The following is a 20,488-nucleotide window of genomic DNA, read 5'->3' on the forward strand; positions in this document are numbered from 1 at the left end:
ACATGAGCCGACCACTCGTACTGCCGGCCCGCGAAGCGCGTACCAGCACCTTCCAGCGCTGGTGGAACACCCAGGGCGAATGGGTCGAGGAACCTAACCAGCGCCGCGCCGGCGAAAGCGGTGTGCAACGGATACGGCTGCGCGATCCGCAGCAGCCGCTGCTGTACTGCAAACGGCAGATTGGCCACCTGTATCGCTCGCTGCTGCATCCGTTCGGCCGGCCCACGGTGCTGCGCGAATTGCAGGCGCTGCAAGCATTCGCCCGGCTCGGCGTGCAGGTGCCGGAACTGGTCTACTGCGGCACGCGACAACAGGCCGGCCAGTGGCAGGCGCTGCTGGTGACGGCGGAGCTGGAAGGCTTCGTCAGCCTGGAGGACTGGTATCAACAGGACTTGGGGGGGCGCTTCGGCCCGACGGTACAGGAGCGCATGCTAGCGGCGGTCGGGATCACCCTGGCGCGCATTCATCAGGCACGCTGGCAGCATGGCTGCTGCTACCCCAAGCACATCTTCATCAGGGTTCAGGGTGAAGGTGACGCGGCCAGCGTCGAAGTCGCGCTGCTCGATCTGGAAAAGAGTCGTCGCCGTTTGCGGCGCAGCGCCGCGGCACGGCATGACCTGCGCCAGCTCAAGCGTCATCGCCAGGCCATGCCGGAACAGGACTGGCAACGATTGCTGGCCGCCCACCGCACCTTCAGCGAGTTGCGCTGCGATGTCATCTGAGCCGACCTGCGCGGCTACCGATGCCGTGGCCAGCGTCGACGTGCCGGCCGACGGTGCGGCGCTGAAGGGGCGCAGCGGACTGGCGCGCATCTGGTACGCGTCCGGCTATTCGGCTGCAGGTCTCAAGGCCGCTTATAGAGGCGAAGCGGCGTTTCGCCAGCTGGTGCTGCTGAATCTGCTGCTGATTCCCTTGGCGTTTCTGTTCGACGTCAGCCGCGTCGAGCGCGCCGTGCTGATTGCCGTGGTGTTTCTCGGCCTGATCGTCGAACTGCTCAACTCGGCCATCGAGGCGACGGTCGACCGCATCTCTTTCGAACTGCATCCGCTCGCCAAACAGGCCAAGGACATGGGCAGCGCCGCGCAATTGCTGGCGCTGTGCCTGATCGGTCTGGTCTGGGCGGTGATCCTCATCCCCTGAAGGACGTACCCATGCTTTCCTCTTTGCGACGCCCTGCTCGAGAGCGCCCGGCGTCCGGCTTCAATTGCCTGGCCGCGCACCTGCGCTTCACGTTCGCCAGTGCGCTGGCCCTGCTGGCGCTGTTTGCGCTGCTGCGGCTGGGCTTGCTGCTGTTCAACCGCGAACTGATCGGCAGCACGCCGCTTGCCAGCTTCGTCGAGGCGTTCGGCAACGGCCTGCGCTTCGACCTGCGGGTAACGGTGTACATCCTGCTGCCACTGCTGCTCGGCGTGCTGAGCATGCGCATGATGGCCGCCCGGGGCCTGCTGCGGCTGTGGTTGAGTGTGTGTGCCAGCCTGACGATCCTGCTCGGGCTGATCGAGCTGAACTTCTATCGCGAGTTCCATCAGCGCCTGAACAGTCTGGTGTTCCAGTACCTGCAGGAAGACCCGGCGACGGTGCTGAGCATGCTCTGGCACGGCTTCCCGGTACTGCAACTGCTGGCGAGCTGGGGTGTGGCGAGCGCGGCGATGTACGCCCTGTTCGGCTGGCTGGAGCGGCTGACCCGTGGCGCGCCGGCTGTGCGCGAGACCGGCGCGCGCCGCCGCGGCTCGGCCTGGTATACCCGTGCGGCGGTATTCGGCGTGCTGATACTGGTCTGCGTGGTGGCTGCCCGCGGCACGCTGCGCCAGGGACCGCCGCTGCGTTGGGGCGATGCCTTTACTACCGAGTCGATGTTCGCCAATCACCTCGGCCTGAACGCGACACTGTCGCTGTATGACGCGGCGAAAAACCGCTTTTCCAGCCACCGCGACAACAGCTGGAAGGCGACGCTGCCGGCCGAGCAGGCGCAGGCGATCACCCGCGAGCTGCTACTGACCGGCAACGATCAACTGGTGGATGCCGAACTGGCGCCGGTACGCCGTGATTTCCGTCCGCCGGCGGACGGGCAGCTGCCGGTGCGCAACGTGGTGGTGATCCTGATGGAAAGCTTCGCCGGGCGCTTCGTCGGCGCGCTGGGCAGCGGGGAAGGCATCACGCCGAATTTTGACCGCCTGGCCGGCGAGGGGCTGCTGTTCGAGCGCTTCTTCGCCAACGGCACCCACACCCACCAGGGCATGTTCGCCAGCATGGCCTGCTTCCCCAACCTGCCGGGCTTCGAGTACCTGATGCAGACGCCGGAAGGCGGCAACCGCTTCTCCGGGTTGCCACAGTTGCTCAGCACACGGGCGTTCAACGACCTCTACGTCTACAACGGTGATTTCGCCTGGGACAACCAGGCCGGCTTCTTCAGCAATCAGGGCATGACCCGCTTTATCGGCCGCGGCGACTACGTCGACCCGGTCGTCGCCGACCCGACCTGGGGCGTTTCCGATCAGGACATGTTCACCCGCGCTGCCGAGGAGCTAGCGCAGCTGGACCGCAGCAAGCCGTTCTATGCGCTGTTGCAGACGCTGTCCAATCACACGCCCTATGCGCTGCCGGAGCAGTTGCCGATTGCCGCCGTCGAGGGGCATGGCGCGCTGGATCAGCACCTAACCGCGATGCGCTATTCGGATTGGGCGCTCGGCCAGTTCTTCGATCAGGTGCGTGACCAGCCCTGGTTCAAGCAGACGCTGTTCGTGGTAGTCGGTGATCACGGCTTCGGGGTGCCGGAGGAGGTGACCGAGATGGACCTGTTCCGCTTCAACGTACCGCTGCTGCTGATCGCGCCGGGTATCAGCGAGCGCTTCGGCAGCCGCCGTGATGTAGTGGGTACCCAGGTCGACGTGGTGCCGACGATCATGGGCCGCCTCGGCGGTGAGGTTCGACACCAGTGCTGGGGTCGCGATCTGCTCAGCCTGGCGGTGGATGATCCGGGCTTCGGCATCATCAAACCCTCGGGCAGCGACCAGACGGTGGCGATGATTCGCGGTGACCGCGTGCTGGTACAGCCCAAGGAGCAAGCGGCGCGCCTGTATCGCTATCGCCTGGGGGCCAACCCGCAGGGCGAACGCCTCGCGCCGGATGCCGAGGCAGCGCAGTTGCAGCGCCAGCTCGAAGCCTACCTGCAGACCGCGACTGCCAGCTTGCTGGCCAACCGCAGCGGTGCGCGTGAGAAAGAACCGCGCGCTGCCGCTGCGCCGCTTACTGTCGGCGTGGGCGCGTCGGCGCGCCCGGATAAGGGCTGAGCGTGGTGGGCGGTCAATGTTCCAGCGGCTTGAAGCCGTCGTCGACGAAGTAGGTGGCGTAATTGTCCAGCGCACCGACCACGGTCACCGCACCGTCGCGCTGGGCGCTCGCTTCGCTGCTCATGGCGTCGGCGCCGCTGAGCAGCTGGGCGATGATCAGGTGCAGCTGGGCATCGGCATCGGCGCTCAGCTCGCAGTTCTCCACCATGTAGGCGGCCTGGCTGCGCACCACCTCGGCCAGTTCGCCGTAGCGTGCGGCCGGCAGGCGGTTCTCGTGGATCGCCGGCAGCGCCTGGCGCATGTCGTCGTTGATAATGCCCATCGCCTGGCGCAGCGGCGCGTCGGTGGCCCAGCGTTTGCCGGCATCGAGCTGCAGCGCCTGCGCGCCTTCGCTGTGGCCGTGCTCATGGCCGGTGGCGGCGAGGGTGGCGCCGGCATGGCCCAGGGTGCTGACGAGAATGACGGCGAGGGAAAGGGCTTGGAATGTACGGCTCATGGCTAGAACTCCGTTAAGCGAGCCGCCGAAGTGCGGCTTCTGATGTTCTAACGCAGGCGCGACGGGTTTGTTCCATCGCGCCATGCAATCTGTCATTTGCGGTGCAGTTGCTCGATGCTGCCGGCGCCGAACGACTGCTGCGTGAGCACCTGGGCGAGCCGCGCGCGCTGCTGCGGTTCGAGGATCTCGCGTTCCAGCAGCAGCTGATCGATAAGCAGACGCTGCTGTTCGTTCTGCAGTTCGGCGATCTTCGCCTGCTCGGCGTTGATCACCGTGCGATCCACCTGCTCGGCGAAGATCGCTTCGATCAACCGATTACGGTGTTCGGCGAGGCTGGCGTTGGAGCTGTGTAGATAGGCCAGAAACGGCGCCTCGGCGTCGTGCCAGCGTTGCAGCTGGCTGGCGCTGAGTTGCAGCTCGCGGGAGAGTTCGGTCGGCGCGCCGGAGGGCATCGGTAGGCCGTCGTGGCTGAGTTTTTGCCAGCCAGCGGCGGCGAGCACGCCGACGTTGACCAGCACGGACAGGAACAGGGCATTGCGTAGGCTGGCTTGGCTCATTTCAGGTTGACCTTCAGGTAACAGAATTCGGGGCGCGCACAGAGTGCCCCGGGTGGGGCGTTGCCGAGGACGGCGAGCAGGTTGTGGCTGGGTGAGGCGCTCGACGGCTGGCCGGGTAGCGCGCTGCCGATCAGCAGGCCGAGCAGGATCGACGCCGCAGCGCCGACGGTCTGGGCCCAATGACGCGACCACCATGTACGTTCGGGCGGCTGCCGGAAGGGCCGCTGCAGACGTGCCTGCAGCTCGGCCGGCAGCGCCGGGCAGGCCAGCGCGCGCAAGTCCTGGCTGAGCTTGTCGAGGTCGGCCAGCGTGCCGCGGCATTGCGGGCAAACCGCCAGGTGGGCGCAAGCGTGGCTCTGGTCGGCGGCGGTGAGTTCATCGTCGAGGTAGGCAGACAGGGTCGCCATGTCCAGGTGCTCAGTCATCGAGGGTACCTCCGTTGGCCTGACGATAGCCGTGTAACAGTGCCTGGCGTGCACGCGCCAGGCGCGACTTGACGGTGCCGGTGTTGATTTGCAGCGTGGCGGCAAGTTCGTCGTAGGCCAGCCCTTCCACCTCGCGCAGCAGAAGAATCTCCCGCTGTTCATGGGGCAGGCGGGCCAGCAGTTGTTCCAGCAACGCCAGGTCACGCGCACTCTGCAGACGGCGCAGCGGCGACGGCGCGGGATCGACCGGCTCGGCCTGTTCGTCCGGCGCCAGGTCGACGTAGTGCCGCCGCTGGCGCAGCGTATCCAGCGCGGCATTGCGCGCGATCTGCAGTAGCCAGGTCTGGAAGCGTGCCTCCGGGCGCCACCTGGGCAGCGCCTGGTAGGCGCGGATGAAGGTTTCCTGCGTCAGATCGGCGGCCTCGTCGGCGCTGCCGAGCAGGCGCCGGATGAAGTGGAAGACGCGCGCCTGATGCGTGCGCACCAGCGCACCGAAGGCCTGGCGATCACCGCGCGCGGCTTGCTGGATGAAATCCTGTTCACTCTCGTTCATCGACCGCTCGATTGAGGTTGACCACAGACACGGCCGCGGGCCGTGTTGCTGCAGGGGTATAACGTAACGGATGACGAAATGTTCCCACCATTATCGTTCAGCGCGGAATCCTCACCCGGTCGTCATCGAAATCGCCGCGTTCAGCGTCGCGATGGCAGGCCACGCAGTTGGCGCGACCACCCACTGATTCCCGGGCGAACTTGGCTTCGCTGACCTCATCGTGCTTATGCTCGAACCAGCGAGTCTGGCTAATGCGCGGCGGCTCGCCGGCAGTCGGCGATGGTTCCACTGGCAGGCGGTTGACCGACGAGGCGCGCAGCAGGAAGTCGAGAATTTCACGCTCCTGCTCAGGGTCCAGGGTGGCGTTGCTGCCGTAGTGCTCGTCGAGGGTCTGCATCTGCTGACGCCAGGCATCGGCAGGCAGCAGGCCTGGCACGTAGAGCATGTGGCAGGCGGCGCATTCTTCCTTCCATACCAGTGGTGCGTCGCTCGGCGCTACTAGACGCTTGGGCCGCTTGTAGCGCTGGCGGTCGTGGTCGTCGTCATCGGCGAGACTGAGGCCGGTCAGGGCCAGGGCGGTGGTCAGCCCGGTAGCGGCAACGATGGATGCGATCTTCATGGCGGGCTCCTATTTGATGCTGTCGATCCAGCTGATGAAGTCGCCTTTTTCCTGCGCCGTGCATTCGCGTGCAAAGACGTCGTCGCAGTTGCGGCGGAACCACTTCTCGACTTTTTTCAGGTCGGTGAAGCGCTTCGGATTGGCTGCCGGCGCCAGCGGGTCAACGTTGCGGTGGGCCGGTGTCTTGCCCGGTTCGCGCGGGTCGGCGGTGTGACAGGTGGTGCAGCTCATGGTCTTGCCGTTGCGCTGTTCCTCGGCGAAGTACAGCGCCTTGCCGCGCTCGGCGGAAAAACCGGCGAAGCTCGCGTCCTGCTGGCGCGCCTGCGCAGCGTACCCGGCCAGCAGAGGGTGTTCGGTTTCGGCCAGCGCCGGCAGGCTCAGGCAACAGGCGAGGACGACAAGGTGGGCTTTCATGGTGCGCTCTCCAGGATGAATAAGCGCAGCCTAGGCCGGGAAGCCTTACGTGAAGCTGAATATGGCCAAGTGATCGCATTCAGCTTCGCTTCAGCTGAGGGGCTTACAAGGAAGGCATTCCATCCATCGAGGATCGCCACCGTGGCTGCCTTCAATCGCTTTCGCCTGTTTCACTGGCTGCTGGCCGGTTTCTTCCTTGGTGTTTATCTGAGCGGTGACGACGCTGAGCTGCTGCATATCTGGCTGGGCTATGGCCTGGTGATATTGCTGGTGTGGCGCCTGCTGATCGTGCCGCTGCGCCTGCGCGGTTTTCCAGCGCTGCTGCCGCCGAAGGGGCAGCGGCGCAAGCCGGGTCTGTCGGCAATCGGCAAGTGGCTGACCGCCGGTGCGCTGGCGAGCTTCGCGCTGGCCAGTCTGGTCGGTCTAGGCATGGTCGATAACGGCGATGTGCTGGCTGCCCTGCCGGGCGTTGGGCCAGCCGTGTTTGGCGCTGCCAGCGACATCGATTTCGTCGGCTGGATCGGCGATGCCGAAGAGGTGCACGAGTTGTTGGCCAACCTTGGGCTGTGGCTGATCGGTCTGCACATCGGCTACGTGCTGCTGTTCCGCCGCAAAATGGTATGGCCGATCCTGCGCGGCACGACTCCGGCAGGACCAGCTCGATGCCCGAACACGGCGTTGGCTGCACCCACGCCCGTCGCACCCGCACCCATCGCAGGCGAGTTCACCCGTCTGCGTATTGTTTCCCGGCAGGATGAAACCGCCGAAACCTGTTCGTTCAGCCTGCAGGTGCCGGCTGGCCAGCGCGCAGGCTTTGCCGCGCGGCCGGGGCAGTTCGTCACACTAAAGGTGCCCTGTGCCGAGCCGCCGCTGCTGCGCTGCTATTCGCTGTCGCAACCGCTGCGTGAGGACGGGCTGCTGCGCATCACCGTCAAGCGGGTCGCCGGGGGGCGCGCCTCGAACTGGTTGCTCGATCATCTGCAGGCCGGTGATGACATCGAGCTGCTGCGACCGGCCGGGCAGTTCTTCCCGGAAAGTCTGGATGCGGATGTCCTGCTGCTGGGTGCCGGTAGCGGTATCACGCCGCTGCGTTCGATCCTTGAGGCGGTGCTGTGTCAGGGCCGCGGGCGGGTCTTTCTGTTCTATGCAAGCCGCGATGCCGCTTCGCTGATCTTCGCCGAGGAACTGGCCGAGTTCTGTCAGCGCTACCCCGAGCGGCTGCAGCTGCGCATCTGGCTTGATGCGGAACAGGGCATACCGAGCAGTCAGGCCATTGGCGATAAGATCGCCGGCTGGCCCGCTGCCGAGTCCTTCGTCTGCGGACCGAAGCCGTTTATGGAAACCGTATCCGCCGCCCTTGGCGAGCATGGTGTCGACGCACCGCTGATCCATCTGGAACGCTTCTCTGCCGAGCCGCCGGTGGCGCCGCGCACGGCGCGCGGTAGCCGCCTGCACGTGACACTCGCAGGCCAGCGTCATGAGCTCGATGTGGCCGCAGGTGAAGTGTTGCTCGATGCAATGGAGCATGCCGGTCTGCAGCCGCCTAACGCTTGCCGCTCGGGCGTTTGCGCGGTCTGCAGGTGCCGGGTGGTGTCCGGCAGTGTGAGCATGCACAGCAACCAGGCGCTGAGCGAAGGGCAGGTCCGTCAGGGCTGGGTGCTTGCCTGTCAGGCTACGCCGAGTAGCGCCGAGTTACAGGTCGAGTATTAATGCGGTGACTGCCTTCGAAGCCCGTGGCGGTCAGACTGACTGAGACCCAGATGCAGCTGCAGAGGAGGCCCGTCAGCTGCGGTCATTCCCCGCAAGGCGCTCAGCCTAGGCTCAGCGCCGCACCAACAACACTCCGGATTCCATGTGGTGGGTGTAGGGGAACTGGTCGAACAGGGCGCAGCGCTCGATGCAATGGGTGTCGTGCAGCTGGGCGATGTTCGCCGCGAGAGTTTCCGGGTTGCAGGAAATGTAGAGGATGCGCTCGAAACGGCGGGTCAGCTCGCAGGTGTCCGGGTCCATGCCGGCGCGCGGCGGGTCGACGAAAACGCTGCCGAAGGCGTAACTCTTCAGATCGATGCCGGCCAGGCGGCGGAACGGGCGCACTTCGTTCAGTGCCTGGGTCAGCTCCTCGGCGGACAGGCGAACCAGGCTGACATTGTCGATGCCGTTGTCGGCCAGGTTGGCCAGCGCGGCATTGACCGAGGATTTACTGATCTCGGTTGCAAGCACCTTGGGCACACGGGTTGCCAACGGCAGGGTGAAGTTGCCGTTGCCGCAATAGAGTTCGAGTAGGTCGTCGGTGCGCTCGCCAAGCACGTCATACGCCCAGTTCAGCATCTTCTGGCACACCTCGCCGTTGGGCTGGGTGAAGGCACCTTCGGGTTGTCGGTAGCTGAAGGTGCGGCCGGCAACGGTCAGCTGCTCGGTCACGTAGTCGCGACCAATGACGATGCGCTTGCCTTTGGAACGGCCGACGATGCTTGCGCCCAGGGTCGCGGCAAGCGTTTCCGCCTCCTGCTGCCAGGCGTCGTCCAGCGGACGATGGTAGGCGAGGGTGATCAGCGCATCGCCGGAGAGCGTGGTCAGGAACTCGACCTGGAACAGCTTGAAGCTCAGGGTCTCGCTGGCCTTCCAGGCGGCCTTGAGCTGCGGCATCAGGTCGTTGATGCGGCGGCTGGCGATGGGGAATTCGTCGATCAGGATCGGCGTGTGCTTGTCGCCCTGCTCGAACATCGCGTAATGGCGCTGGCCGTCCTCGCGCCACAGGCGGAACTCGGTGCGAAGCCGGTAGTGTTCACGTGGCGAGTCGAAGACTTCTGGCGCGGGTGCGTCGAAGGGCGCCAGCAGTTCCACCAGCCGCGCGGCTTTCTCGGCGAGTTGGGCGTCGTAAGTGGCGGGGTCGAATTGCGGAGCGCTCATGAAGACTCTTGGAATGGTAGGTAGATCGTAGGGTGAATCGGGGCGCGCAGCTGGCGCTTCATCCATCCACCGTCGCCGTATGAAAGGTGGATGAAAAAGCGTCATCCACCCTACGCAACCGGAGGGCGCGGATTGTACGGCCGTCAGCTCGGGTTGTCAGGACCGCTCAGGTCCTGTTCCGGGCTGTTTTGGTGGGCTGTTTTGGTGGGCTGAAGCCCACCCTACGATGGTCCTGAACTCGGCGGAAGGGCCGGCAACGCTCCGTTTCGGTGCCGTAGGGTGGGCTTCAGCCCACCAACATCACCGGTACTTCAGCCAGCAAACCAGCCCAGTTTGATCACGAACAGGATCGACAGGACCCACATCGCCGGGCTCAGCTCACGCCAGCGACCGGCGAGCAGCTTGATCGCGGTCCAGGCAATGAAGCCGAAGGCGATGCCGTTGGCGATGGAGAAGGTCAGCGGCATGGCCAGCGCGGCGATGGCCACCGGTGCGGCGACCGTAAGGTCTTCCCAGTCGATATTGGCGAGGCTGCTCATCATCAGCACGGCGACGAACAGCAGCGCCGGTGCGGTGGCGTAGGCCGGCACGGCACCGGCCAGTGGGGCGAAGAACAGGCTGAGCAGGAACAGCAGGGCGACCACGCAAGCAGTCAGACCGGTGCGGCCACCGGCACTGATGCCGGCGGCGGATTCGATATAGCTGGTGGTGGTCGAGGTGCCGAGGGCGGCGCCGGCCATGGTCGCGGTGCTGTCGGCCAAGAGCGCGCGGCCCAGGCGTGGCATGCGACCGTCCTTGTCCAGCAGGTTGGCTTTCTGCGCCACGCCAATGAGGGTGCCGGAGGTGTCGAACAGGTCGACGAACAGGAAGGCGAAAATCACGCTGAGCAGGCCGATGTCCAGCGCACCCATGATGTCCAGCTGCATGAAGGTCGGCACCAGCGACGGCGGCATCGACACCACGCCGTTGAGCTCCGAGAGACCGAGGATGATCGACAGTACGGTGACGACGAGGATGCCGATCATCACCGCGCCGGTGATCTTGCGATAGGCCAACGCGGCGATCAGGAAAAAGCCGAGGCAGGCCAACAGCGGGCCGCCGGCGGTCAGGTCACCGAGGCCAACCAGCGTGGCCGGGTTGTCGACGACGATGCCGGCATTTTTCAGCGCGATGATCGCCAGGAACAGGCCGATACCCGCCGCAATGCCCGAACGCAGCGCCAGCGGGATGCTGTGAATGATCCACTCACGGATCTTGAAGATCGACAGCAGGAAGAAGATCGCACCCGACAGGAACACCGCACCCAGCGCGGTCTGCCAGGTGTAACCCATGGTCAGCACCACGGTATAGGTGAAGAAGGCGTTCAGGCCCATGCCCGGCGCGAGGGCGATCGGGTAGTTGGCAACCAGGCCCATGATCGCCGAGCCGATGGCAGCCGCCAGGCACGTGGCGACGAACACTGCACCGTGATCCATGCCCGTCTCGGCCAGGATGCTCGGGTTGACGAAAAGGATGTAGGCCATCGTCAGGAAGGTGGTGAGACCGGCGAGGACCTCGGTGCGCAGCGTGGTGTTGTGCGCTTTGAGTTGGAACAGCTTCTCCAGCATGGTGATTCCTCTTCTTGCCGGTCGATGATGCGTTGGGGTTGTCTCTCTGGACGACTTGCTCGTTACAGCAAAGCTTATCCGGGCGATGCCCGCAAAAGCGGCGCATCTTACACCGTCGTTCCAGCCGGTTGAATGTGATTAGAGTGACCCGCCGGTTCTGCTTCGTTGGGCTCTGCCACCTCTGCGGCTGGCGCCTGTCCAAAGAGCCATCGATGCGTCACGCGCATGTGTCTGTACACGGTTTTCGAGGATGCGATGTTCAATCGATCCAGCCGTGGCTTCGCCTGACAGGTCGGTGAGGCCACGGCTGAGGCGGGACCACCGCAAATGGAGTCTATTCATGCCTGAGCCAATCATGGGGCTGTGCACGCTGGTGCTGGCAGCCGGACAGGGCAGCCGCTACCGCGAGCTTGTCGATCAAGACAAATTGCTCGTACCCAGCCGTAATACGCCTGCTGCCCCCGGCGTGCTGGCAGCGACGCTGGAGTCGCTGACGGGTATCACCGAGCGACTGGTGGTGGTCGCCCGCGAAGACAATCTTGCGCTGTGCGCGTGGCTTGATCAGCGGGCCGGATCGTTCGGTGCCGAGGTGTTCACGGTGCGCAGCAACGGCCTGGGTCACAGTCTGGCGCAGGCCATTGCGCAGTATCCGGCCGAGCGGGGCTGGCTGGTCGCGCTTGGGGACATGCCCTATATCCGCCGCGAAACCTTCCGTCGCATTGCGGCTGAAATCGAGCAGGAGCGACTGGTATTGCCGCGCCATGCGGGGCAGCTCGGTCACCCGCGTGGCATCGGCAGCCGCTATCGTCGGCAGGTAATGGCACTCGACGGTGATCGTGGTGCGCAAGCGCTTTTCGCCGCGGGCGCTGTCATCGAAGTCGAGGTCGATGATCTCGGCGTGCTGCAGGACATCGACCGACCCGAGGACCGCCGAGACGCCTGAGACCGGCCTGCTGCCGTCACCGCTCGGTGGATTCAGGGTGGGGTAGATGGGCGAAGGCACACATTGCTCGGCGCTTTCCAGCTCGCCGGCTGAACGTTTTTTCCGCCCTGGCAGTCGTACCCGTAGGCGCACGGAAAGCGCATCAAATGCCTGAGCTTTTCGGCGATCCTGCACAGAACAGGCAGCCGAAGCCCCCAAACCGTGAGGCTGCCATGAGCGAAACGTCTACCGCTGCAGGTGGGATTGCCGCCTGTTCCATCACCCTTCAATTGAACGGCGAGCACCGTGAAGTCGAGGTCTATCCCTGGACGACGCTGCTTGATCTGCTGCGTGAACAACTGCACCTGACCGGCACGAAGAAGGGCTGCGACCACGGCCAGTGCGGCGCATGCACGGTGCTGCTCAACGGCAAGCGGATCAACAGCTGCCTGACGCTGGTGGTGATGCACGACGGCGCCACGTTGACCACCATCGAAGGATTGGCGAACGGCGGGGAGCTGCACCCGATGCAGGCTGCCTTCGTCAGCCACGATGCCTTTCAGTGCGGCTACTGCACGCCGGGACAGATCTGCTCGGCGGTGGGCCTGGTTAGCGAAGGCCACGCACAGACCCGCGACGAACTGCGCGAGCAGATGAGCGGCAATGTGTGCCGCTGCGGCGCCTACCCGAACATTCTCGCGGCGATAGAAGAAGCCATGCCGCAAACCCGCGATCGCCTCACTGCCGTGCGGGAGGTCAAGCCATGAATCCGTTCAGTTATGCACGCCCAAGCGGTATCGACGAAGCGATTGGTCTGTTCCGACCGAACAGCCGTTATATCGCCGGTGGCACCAACCTGCTCGATCTGATGAAGGAAAACGTCACACGTCCCGAGCAGCTGATCGATATCACCCGTCTGCCGATGTCCGATATCGAACAAACGCCTGACGGCGGGTTGCGCATCGGTGCGCTGGTGAGTAATTCCGATCTGGCCTGGCACCCGCTGGTGCAGCGGCGCTACCCCTTGCTGTCTCAGGCGATTCTTGCGGGCGCCTCGCCGCAGTTGCGCAACATGGCGAGCACCGGTGGCAACCTGCTCCAGCGTACGCGCTGCTATTACTTTTACGACAGCACCACACCTTGCAACAAACGCGAGCCAGGCAGTGGCTGCCCCGCACGTGACGGCCTGAACCGCATTCACGCCATCCTCGGCCACAGCGATGCCTGCATTGCTGTGCATCCGTCGGACATGTGCGTAGCGCTGGCGGCGCTGGAAGCCGTGGTACACGTGCAGGGGCCTCAGGGTGAGCGTCGCATTGATTTCGCTGACTTCCACCGGTTGCCTGGCGATACGCCCGAGCGTGACAACACGCTGAGCGACGGCGAGCTGATTACCGCGGTTGAGCTGCCCGCGCAGAATTTCTCCGCCCACAGCAGCTACCTCAAGCTGCGTGATCGCGCCTCGTATGCCTTCGCCCTGGTGTCTGTGGCGGCGGCGTTGGAAATGGATGGCGACCGCATCGCTAACGCCCGGATTGCGATGGGCGGCGTGGCGCACAAACCCTGGCGCACGCGCGAGGCAGAGGCGGTGCTGGTTGGCAAGACGGCTGACGAGGCCGCCTTCACCGCCGCGGCAGACAGCCTGCTTCATGGTGCCAGTGGCTTCGAACACAACACCTTCAAGATCGAACTGGGCCGGCGCGCCATCGTTCGTGCGCTGACCGACGCCGCCAAAGGAGCCGCCCAATGAAGCCCGTCTCTTCCCCGTTTGGCCAACCCCTCGACCGCGTCGACGGCCCCCTGAAAGTCACAGGCCAGGCGCATTACGCGGCTGAGTTCGACCTCCCCGGCCTGCTCTATGGCAGCGTGGTGAACAGCAGCATCGCGCGTGGTCGGATCGTGAACATCGATGCCAGCGCCGCCGAGGCGGTGCCGGGCGTAGCGCTGGTGCTGACTCACCAGAATCGCCCGCCCGTCGCCAGCTACGACGAGCCCTACGAGGACGACGATGCTGCCGATGGTTCGCCGTTCCGCCCGCTGTTCAACGACCGCATCCTCTACAGCGGCCAGCCCGTCGCACTGGTCGTCGCAGATAACCTTGAGCTGGCCCGGTACGCCGGGAGTCTGTTGAAGGTGGAGTATGCGGCTGAGCCCCATCGGACCGACCTGCTCAGCGAACTGGAAACCATGCACAAGGCACCGGCCGAGCTGCCGCCACCCCGTGGTGATGCGGATAGCGCGTTACACAGTGCTCCGGTCAAGCTCCATCTCGAGTACACCACACCCGTCGAACATCACAACCCGATGGAGCCTCACGCGTCGACGGTTCATTACTTGCCAGAAGGCAACCTGGAAATTTACGACAAGACCCAGGGTGTGCAGAACTGCATGCGCTACCTCGAAGAGGTGTTTGGCATGAAGGGCAAGATCCGCATCCTGTCGCCCTTCGTCGGCGGTGCTTTTGGCTCCGGCCTACGTCCGCAATACCAGCTGCCGCTGGCCGTGATGGCAGCACTTAAGCTCAAGCGCTCGGTTCGCGTTGCGCTCAAACGCCAGCAGATGTTCACCTTTGGCTACCGCCCACGCACCGTGCAGCGCCTCTCGATCGGCGCCGCATCCAATGGACAGTTGCAAGCGCTGACCCATCAGGCGATCGGTCAAACGTCGTCGTTCGAGGACTTTACCGAGCATGAAGTGGAATGGTCGGGGATGCTCTACCAGTGCCCGAACGTGACTCTGGATTACCAACTGGTGCCCCTGGACGTCTACACCCCACTCGACATGCGTGCGCCAGGCGCGACCATCGGCGTGTATGCGCTAGAATGCGCGATGGACGAATTAGCCTATGCGGCGAATGTCGATCCGCTGGCGCTGCGCCTGCTCAACTACTCCGAGCGCAACGAAAACGAGGACAAACCGTACTCAAGCAAAGCGCTGCGCGAATGCTACGAGCAGGGCGCCGAGCGCTTCGGTTGGTCTCGCCGTTCGATGGCGCCACGTTCCATGCGCGACGGTAATCAGCTGATTGGCTGGGGCATGGCCACGGGGGTGTGGGAAGCCATGCAGATGCCGGCCAGCGCCAAGGCGTGCATGGAGCCTGATGGCCGGTTGGTGGTGAGCAGCGCCACGGCCGATATCGGCACCGGCACCTACACGGTGATGACTCAGATTGCCGCCGCCGCCATGGGGCTGCCGATGGATCGCGTGGAGTTTCGCCTGGGTGATTCGAGCCTGTCCCAGGCGCCGTTAGAGGGCGGATCGGCGACCGTCTCTTCGGTGGGCAGCGCGGTACAGCAAGCGTGCGACGGGTTGCGTCAGAAAATCCTCGATGCGGCCCAGCAGTCGCCCGTGTCCCCATTCACGGGGGCAAAGCTCGACGATGTGGAGTTTGTGGACGGTCAGATGCGGCTGAAGGCCTCGCCCGCGCGCAGCGTGGATATCGAGGACGTGGTTGCCGTCAGCGGTGTGCTTGAGGCCGAGGTGAGCGTCAAACCTGGTGAAAAGCGCAACGATTATTCGACCGCCACGCATTCGGCCGTGTTCATCGAAGTACGCGTTGACGAAACCCTGGGCACGGTCAAAGTGAGCCGGGCAGTGAGCGCCGTGGCGGCTGGGCGGGTGGTCAATCCCAAGACGGCCGGTAATCAGATTGTCGGCGGCGTGGTGTGGGGCATCGGCCAGGCGCTGCATGAGGAGACCATGATCGACCACAACCTGGGTCGTTACATGAACCACAACCTGTCGGAATACCACGTCCCGGTGAACGCCGACATCGGCGAGATAGACGTCATCTTCGTGGAGGAGAAAGACGAGATCGTCAACGCGCTGGGCTCCAAGGGCGTTGGCGAGATCGGCATTGTCGGGGTGGGCGCGGCGGTGGCCAACGCTATCTTTCACGCAACCGGCAAGCGCGTACGCGACCTGCCGATCACCCTGGATAAGCTGTTGTAGGCGTTGGCGTTCCGTAGGGTGGGCTTCAGCCCACCTCTCTGGCGACACGGCGCTCTTGGGTTGGGCTAAAGCGGCCCACGCAACGGTCTGCGGTTCAGGTTGTGGCGTGGACCGGTAGGGTGAGTATGTAGGGTGGGCTTCAGCCCACTACACCCCGCCCTGAAACGGGGCGCGTGGGGATTACGTTACGCCGCCTCGTTTCAACGTTAATCCAGATCCCGATGCAACTGGTCCCGATTGGCCAACGTCGGAAACAGCCTCATCCAGACGCCGGTAACGATCAGCGTACCGACGCCGCCGATCACCACGGCCGGTACCGTGCCGAACCAGTGAGCCGTCAGGCCGGACTCGAATTCACCGAGCTGGTTGGACGCGCCAATGAACAAACCGTTGACTGCACTGACCCGGCCGCGCATTGCGTCCGGCGTCTCCAACTGCACGAAGGCGCCGCGAATCACCATGCTGATCATGTCCGCCGCGCCGAGCACTACCAGCACGGCCATGGACAGCCAGAACGATGTCGACAGGCCGAAGGCAATGGTCGCAACGCCAAACACCCCGACGGCCGCGAACATGACCCGCCCGACTCGCTTGTTGATCGGGTAACGCGCCAGCCACAGCGACATCAGCAGCGCACCCACCGCCGGCGCCGAGCGCAACAGCCCAAGGCCCCAGGGGCCGGTGAGCAGGATGTCCTTGGCGAACACCGGCAACAGCGCCGTGGCGCCGCCGAGAAGAACGGCAAACATGTCCAGGGAAATAGCGCCGAGGATGTCCGGTCGGCTGCGAATAAAGCGCATGCCAGCGAGCAGGTTGTCCATCGCCGGGCCGGTCTGCTTTGGCGGCGCCGGGCGTTTCGGCAGGCTCAGCATCAAACTGCAGGCCAGAGCGAAGAGCAGCGCAACCGGGCCATAGACCCATAAAGGGCCGATGGCGAACAACAGGCCACCGAGCGCGGGCGCGACGATGGTGGCTGTCTGCATCGCCGACGATGAAGCCGCGACCGCCGCGGGAAACAATTGGGCAGGCACCAGGCTCGGCAACAGCGCTTGGGTCGCCGGGCCCTCAAAGGCACGTGCTGTGCCGAGCAGAAACGCCAGCACGAAGATCATCTCCCGTGTCACGCCGAGTCCACCGACGCCAAGCACCAGCGCCAGGGCGATCAGCCCCTGCAAGCCCTGACACAGCGCGGCGACCCGTCTTCTGTCGAAGCGATCGGCGACGTGTCCGGTCCAGAGGATGAACAGCAGCCGGGGAAAGAATTCGGCCAGGCCCACCAGCCCGAGGTCGAGCACGCTGCCGGTCAGTTCGTACATGTGCCAGCCGATGGCAACCGCCAGCATCTGAAAGCCGCTGGCGGTGAACACGCGGGCGAACCAAAACTTGATGAAAGGGCGCTGGTGGCGGAGCAGGAGTTTGGCGTGTGTGGACATCAGGTCGAGGCGCAAGGTGGGCAGTGGGCCAGATTAGCATTCAGCCCCGGTGGCGCTGTGAGGCAATCTGCCCGCAGAAAGCCGAACGGATGGACGAGCGGCGTTTTTGCTTCGGCCCGCCAGCAGTCGAGACAGGGTGCTCTGGTGGGCTGAAGCCCACCCTACGTATCAGACCCCTGCGGTGTCTTGCCCTGTAGGGTGGGCTTTAGCCCACCGTGGACGCGTGTTGGTATCTGCCGTGGGCTGGATTCACCATGCGTACGCGATCAGGCGTCGGGCTCCATTCCTTGCAATAACCCGCGCTCGGCAAACACCGCCTTGGCGGTCGCCATACCGTTCAATGCTGCAGGAAAGCCGGCATAAACCGCCATCTGGATGATTATCTCGACGATCTGCTTTGGCGTGCAGCCGACGTTCAATGCGCCGTGGATATGCACCGCTAATTGCGGCTGGCAATGTCCCAGCGCCGTTAGCGCCGCGACTGTCGCAAGCTCACGCTGTGGCAGGTCGAGGCCAGGGCGCTGGTAGATATCGCCAAACGGAAACTCGATGACGTAACGGGCCAGATCCGGCGCAATGGCTTGCAGGCTGTCGATGACCTTTCGCCCAGCCTCACCGTCGATTTGCTCGAGTTTGGCCAGTCCTTCGGTATAGCGGGTGGATGCAGGCATGAAGCGTTCCTCTTGGTTGGATAGAGGAAGAGGCTGAGGGTTGGAGTCGACTCCAGGTCAAGCGATTGTTTGCTGCCGGTACCGCTCGATCTTCGCCTGCAGTGCGGTCAGATGCTCGCGGTCGCGCTCGAGGCGATCTTGCAACTTGGCGGCATGGGCTTCAAGCAGGGACTGGCGCGCCGCAAGAGTAGATTCGCCGCGTTCACGCAGATCGGCGTAGCGAATGATGTCGTCCAGCGCCATGCCGGTGTCCTTCAGGCGCAGGATAAAGCCGACCCATTCCAGATCACGCGGGCCATAGACCCGAAAGCCGCTCGCGTCCCGCGCGACGTGGCGCAACAGGCCGATCTTTTCGTAGTAGCGCAGGGTGTCGGCCGAGAGCCCGGTTCGCTGGGCGAACTGTTGGATGCTCAGCCGAACCGGCGCTTCGCTCACGGCTTGATCGCCCTCAGGATGACAAACTTGGGCGTCGCCGCGACCTGCTCGACCTTGCCGAACAGGCGCTTGAGCTTGAGGTGATAGCCCAGGTGGCGGTTACCGACGATCCACAGCTCGCCGCCCTTGGTGAGTGCCGTCTTGGCCTGGGTGAACATTCGCCAAGCGAGGAAATCACCAACCACCTGCTGCTGATGGAAGGGCGGGTTGCACAGCACCAGATCCAGCGAATCCATCGGCTGCTCGGCCAGCCCGTCCCCGGCACGGATATCGACCGGGCGGTCGCCATGGATCGCCTGCCAATTCTCCCGCGCCGACTGCACTGCCATGTAGCTCTCATCGACCAATGTCATCTGCGCCTGGGGGTTGCTTAGCGCATAAACGATACCGAGCACGCCGTTGCCGCAACCCAGGTCTGCCACACGCAGGTTGCCGAGCGCCTTGGGCAGATGCGGAAGAAAGGCGCGGGTGCCGATATCCAGGTCTTCCCGGCAGAATAGGTTGGCGTGGTTGATCAGCTCCAGGCCCGGCTGATCAAGGCGGTAGCGGGTCGGGTAGGGCGAAGTGGGCGCCGGCTTTTGCGCTGGCGTGGCGAACAGCAACCGTGCCTTTTTCACCGCCAGCGAGGCCTTCACCGGGCCGATGTATTTCTCCAGCAGATCACCCGCCGCGCGCGGCAGGTGCTTGATCATCGCGCCGGCGATCACCTGTGCGCCGGGTGCCAGCTGGCCATGCAAGCGAATCAGCTGTTCTTCCAGCAGGGCGAGGGTTTTGGGGACGCGAATCAGCACCCTGTCGAACGGGCCTTGCGCTACCTCGCTGGCGGGCACGAAGGCCACCGCGTCACCCGGCAGGGCGTTGCGCTGCAGGTTCTTTTCCAGCGCCACATGCGCCAGATGGGAGTCGCCGCTGCTGGTCACTTGCGCCTGCGCCGCCAGCGCACAGGTCAGGGCGCCAAAGCTGTCGTTGAGGATCAGGACTCGTGTTGATGCAGGCAAACCCTGCTCGTGAAGCTGCGCCAACAGGTATTCGTCCGCCGCATCGAATGCCTGCAAGGGTTCGTTGGGCTGCTCAGGCTGGCGGACCAGGTCGAGGCGGGCATAGGGCGTTTCAAGAATAGGCATAAGAACTGGCGGTGTTTATAGACGTCGGAAAGGAGTATCAAGGGGCCAGGCCACGGAAAATCACCTGCATCGGCAACACTGCATAGAAACAGCCTGAGCGAGTCGCTTGCGACTGGCGCGCATCAGGCAACCGGGAAGGCTCACACAATGAGCCATGCTCGTCTTGAACGCCGCCCAAGCTCGCACGCGAGCCCCGATTCGCTTCTTCAGCTGTTTTTGCCTTCCCTTGCCTGCCTTACCTAGGTTTTCCACGGCCCGGACACGCTCGGTGCCCAAAGATGTTCGGAAGGAGCGAAGTATGACCGTCAACGAAGAGAAGTTCACCCGTCAGCGTCTGCTGGATGTGCAGACCCTGACGCCCAACCTGTTCACCCTGCGCACCACCCGCGATCCCGGCTTTCGCTTTGCCGCTGGGCAGTTCGCCCGTCTTGGTGTCCGTAAGCCGAGCGGTAGCATCGTCTGGCGCGCCTACTCGATGGTGTCCGCACCGCACGATGAGTTTCTCGACTTCTTCTCCATCGTGGTGCCGGACGGCGAATTCACCAGCGAGCTGAGCCGCCTCGAACCCGGTGATGAGTTGTTGGTCGACAAGCAGTCGTTCGGCTTCCTGACCCTTGATCGGTTCATCGACGGCCGCGACCTGTGGCTGCTCGGCACCGGCACTGGCATTGCCCCGTTCCTCTCGATCCTGCAGGACTTCGAGGTCTGGCAACGCTTCGAGCGGATCGTGCTGGTGTATAGCGCGCGTACCGCATCGGAACTGGCGTATCAGCAGCTTATCCGCGAGCTCCCACAGCGTGACTACCTGGAGGGGCTTGGTTCGAAATTGACCTACCTGCCAGTCGTGACCCGCGAGCAGGTACCCGGAGCCCTGAACGGCCGTATCACCACACTCATCGAGAGCAGCGAGCTGGAGCGTGCTGCTGATCTGCAGTTGGAGCCTGAGCATTCGCGCATCATGCTCTGTGGCAACCCGCAGATGATTGAAGACACCCGGGCGCTGCTCAAGACCCGTGATATGAACCTGGCGATGACGCGTAGGCCGGGGCAGGTGGCGGTGGAGAATTATTGGTAGGGCGAG

Annotated in this window: 21 protein-coding genes; 9 read left to right on the forward strand and 12 right to left on the reverse strand. The window is 64.3% G+C overall.

Features of this window, described 5'->3' with window-relative positions; translation table 11 throughout:
* Window positions 1-2 precede the first annotated feature (2 nt).
* The 3 genes from BUE09_RS11410 to BUE09_RS11420 are packed head-to-tail and all read left to right on the forward strand — an operon-like array spanning window position 3 to window position 3,290.
* Window positions 3-722, forward strand: a complete 720-nt coding sequence (locus tag BUE09_RS11410) for a lipopolysaccharide kinase InaA family protein (RefSeq protein WP_003302060.1) — start codon at window positions 3-5, stop codon at window positions 720-722.
* Window positions 712-1,140, forward strand: a complete 429-nt coding sequence (locus BUE09_RS11415) for a diacylglycerol kinase (RefSeq protein WP_046617841.1) — start codon at window positions 712-714, stop codon at window positions 1,138-1,140. Before BUE09_RS11410 ends, BUE09_RS11415 begins: the two co-directional genes overlap by 11 nt.
* Window positions 1,141-1,151: 11 nt before the next feature.
* Window positions 1,152-3,290: an LTA synthase family protein gene (locus tag BUE09_RS11420; protein ID WP_073301096.1), complete on the forward strand. Its 2,139-nt coding sequence runs from the start codon at window positions 1,152-1,154 to the stop codon at window positions 3,288-3,290.
* A gap of 13 nt (window positions 3,291-3,303) precedes the next feature.
* On the opposite strand, the gene BUE09_RS11425 is transcribed toward BUE09_RS11420, so the two are convergent.
* The 6 genes from BUE09_RS11425 to BUE09_RS11450 form a co-directional block, all read right to left on the reverse strand.
* Window positions 3,304-3,786 (reverse strand): hypothetical protein, encoded by a 483-nt coding sequence (locus tag BUE09_RS11425; protein WP_073301097.1) that lies wholly within the window; start codon window positions 3,784-3,786, stop codon window positions 3,304-3,306.
* A gap of 92 nt (window positions 3,787-3,878) precedes the next feature.
* Window positions 3,879-4,343: a periplasmic heavy metal sensor gene (locus BUE09_RS11430; protein ID WP_073301098.1), complete on the reverse strand. Its 465-nt coding sequence runs from the start codon at window positions 4,341-4,343 to the stop codon at window positions 3,879-3,881.
* The gene (locus tag BUE09_RS11435; RefSeq protein ID WP_073301099.1) at window positions 4,340-4,768 is read right to left on the reverse strand and encodes an anti-sigma factor family protein; all 429 of its coding nucleotides are present in this window, start codon (window positions 4,766-4,768) and stop codon (window positions 4,340-4,342) included. Before BUE09_RS11435 ends, BUE09_RS11430 begins: the two co-directional genes overlap by 4 nt.
* On the reverse strand, window positions 4,761-5,321 hold the full coding sequence (locus BUE09_RS11440) for an RNA polymerase sigma factor (protein ID WP_073301100.1): 561 nt from the start codon (window positions 5,319-5,321) through the stop codon (window positions 4,761-4,763). Before BUE09_RS11440 ends, BUE09_RS11435 begins: the two co-directional genes overlap by 8 nt.
* Before the next feature lie 97 nt (window positions 5,322-5,418).
* Complete coding sequence (locus BUE09_RS11445; protein ID WP_073301101.1) at window positions 5,419-5,940, reverse strand: diheme cytochrome c; 522 nt, start codon at window positions 5,938-5,940, stop codon at window positions 5,419-5,421.
* A gap of 9 nt (window positions 5,941-5,949) precedes the next feature.
* Window positions 5,950-6,354 carry a DUF1924 domain-containing protein gene (locus BUE09_RS11450; protein ID WP_073301102.1) on the reverse strand — a complete coding sequence of 135 codons (405 nt, stop codon included), beginning with the start codon at window positions 6,352-6,354 and terminating at the stop codon, window positions 5,950-5,952.
* Window positions 6,355-6,495: 141 nt separating this feature from the next.
* Between BUE09_RS11450 and BUE09_RS11455 the strand changes: the two genes are divergently transcribed.
* Window positions 6,496-8,064: a 2Fe-2S iron-sulfur cluster-binding protein gene (locus BUE09_RS11455; protein ID WP_073301103.1), complete on the forward strand. Its 1,569-nt coding sequence runs from the start codon at window positions 6,496-6,498 to the stop codon at window positions 8,062-8,064.
* Window positions 8,065-8,175: 111 nt separating this feature from the next.
* Here the strand turns inward: BUE09_RS11455 and trmA are convergent, their stop codons facing one another.
* Together trmA and BUE09_RS11465 are read right to left on the reverse strand one after the other, a co-directional pair.
* Window positions 8,176-9,264, reverse strand: a complete 1,089-nt coding sequence (trmA, locus tag BUE09_RS11460) for a tRNA (uridine(54)-C5)-methyltransferase TrmA (protein ID WP_073301104.1) — start codon at window positions 9,262-9,264, stop codon at window positions 8,176-8,178.
* 311 nt (window positions 9,265-9,575) lie between these two features.
* Window positions 9,576-10,871 (reverse strand): NCS2 family permease, encoded by a 1,296-nt coding sequence (locus tag BUE09_RS11465; protein WP_073301105.1) that lies wholly within the window; start codon window positions 10,869-10,871, stop codon window positions 9,576-9,578.
* Between the two features lie 340 nt (window positions 10,872-11,211).
* Between BUE09_RS11465 and BUE09_RS11470 the strand changes: the two genes are divergently transcribed.
* The 4 genes from BUE09_RS11470 (at window position 11,212) to BUE09_RS11485 (ending at window position 15,744) form a co-directional block, all read left to right on the forward strand.
* Entirely contained in the window at window positions 11,212-11,814 is a 603-nt protein-coding gene (locus BUE09_RS11470; RefSeq protein ID WP_073301106.1) for a nucleotidyltransferase family protein, read from the forward strand.
* Window positions 11,815-12,026: 212 nt separating this feature from the next.
* Window positions 12,027-12,560: a (2Fe-2S)-binding protein gene (locus tag BUE09_RS11475; protein ID WP_073301431.1), complete on the forward strand. Its 534-nt coding sequence runs from the start codon at window positions 12,027-12,029 to the stop codon at window positions 12,558-12,560.
* A complete protein-coding gene (locus BUE09_RS11480; RefSeq protein WP_073301107.1) occupies window positions 12,557-13,543 on the forward strand; it encodes an FAD binding domain-containing protein in 987 nt (328 codons plus the stop codon). Before BUE09_RS11475 ends, BUE09_RS11480 begins: the two co-directional genes overlap by 4 nt.
* On the forward strand, window positions 13,540-15,744 hold the full coding sequence (locus BUE09_RS11485; protein WP_073301108.1) for a xanthine dehydrogenase family protein molybdopterin-binding subunit: 2,205 nt from the start codon (window positions 13,540-13,542) through the stop codon (window positions 15,742-15,744). Before BUE09_RS11480 ends, BUE09_RS11485 begins: the two co-directional genes overlap by 4 nt.
* A gap of 206 nt (window positions 15,745-15,950) precedes the next feature.
* On the opposite strand, the gene BUE09_RS11490 is transcribed toward BUE09_RS11485, so the two are convergent.
* The 4 genes from BUE09_RS11490 to BUE09_RS11505 all read right to left on the reverse strand — a co-directional run bounded on the left by BUE09_RS11490 (window position 15,951) and on the right by BUE09_RS11505 (window position 19,407).
* Window positions 15,951-17,177 (reverse strand): MFS transporter, encoded by a 1,227-nt coding sequence (locus BUE09_RS11490; protein WP_073301109.1) that lies wholly within the window; start codon window positions 17,175-17,177, stop codon window positions 15,951-15,953.
* A gap of 266 nt (window positions 17,178-17,443) precedes the next feature.
* Entirely contained in the window at window positions 17,444-17,848 is a 405-nt protein-coding gene (locus BUE09_RS11495; protein ID WP_073301110.1) for a carboxymuconolactone decarboxylase family protein, read from the reverse strand.
* Window positions 17,849-17,905: 57 nt separating this feature from the next.
* Window positions 17,906-18,283 (reverse strand): MerR family transcriptional regulator, encoded by a 378-nt coding sequence (locus BUE09_RS11500; RefSeq protein ID WP_083380652.1) that lies wholly within the window; start codon window positions 18,281-18,283, stop codon window positions 17,906-17,908.
* Window positions 18,280-19,407, reverse strand: a complete 1,128-nt coding sequence (locus BUE09_RS11505) for a methyltransferase (RefSeq protein WP_073301111.1) — start codon at window positions 19,405-19,407, stop codon at window positions 18,280-18,282. Before BUE09_RS11505 ends, BUE09_RS11500 begins: the two co-directional genes overlap by 4 nt.
* Window positions 19,408-19,705: 298 nt before the next feature.
* Between BUE09_RS11505 and BUE09_RS11510 the strand changes: the two genes are divergently transcribed.
* Window positions 19,706-20,482, forward strand: a complete 777-nt coding sequence (locus tag BUE09_RS11510) for a ferredoxin--NADP reductase (protein ID WP_073301112.1) — start codon at window positions 19,706-19,708, stop codon at window positions 20,480-20,482.
* Window positions 20,483-20,488 lie beyond the last annotated feature (6 nt).

The sequence above is a fragment of the Stutzerimonas xanthomarina DSM 18231 genome (assembly GCF_900129835.1).
Lineage (GTDB): Bacteria > Pseudomonadota > Gammaproteobacteria > Pseudomonadales > Pseudomonadaceae > Stutzerimonas > Stutzerimonas xanthomarina.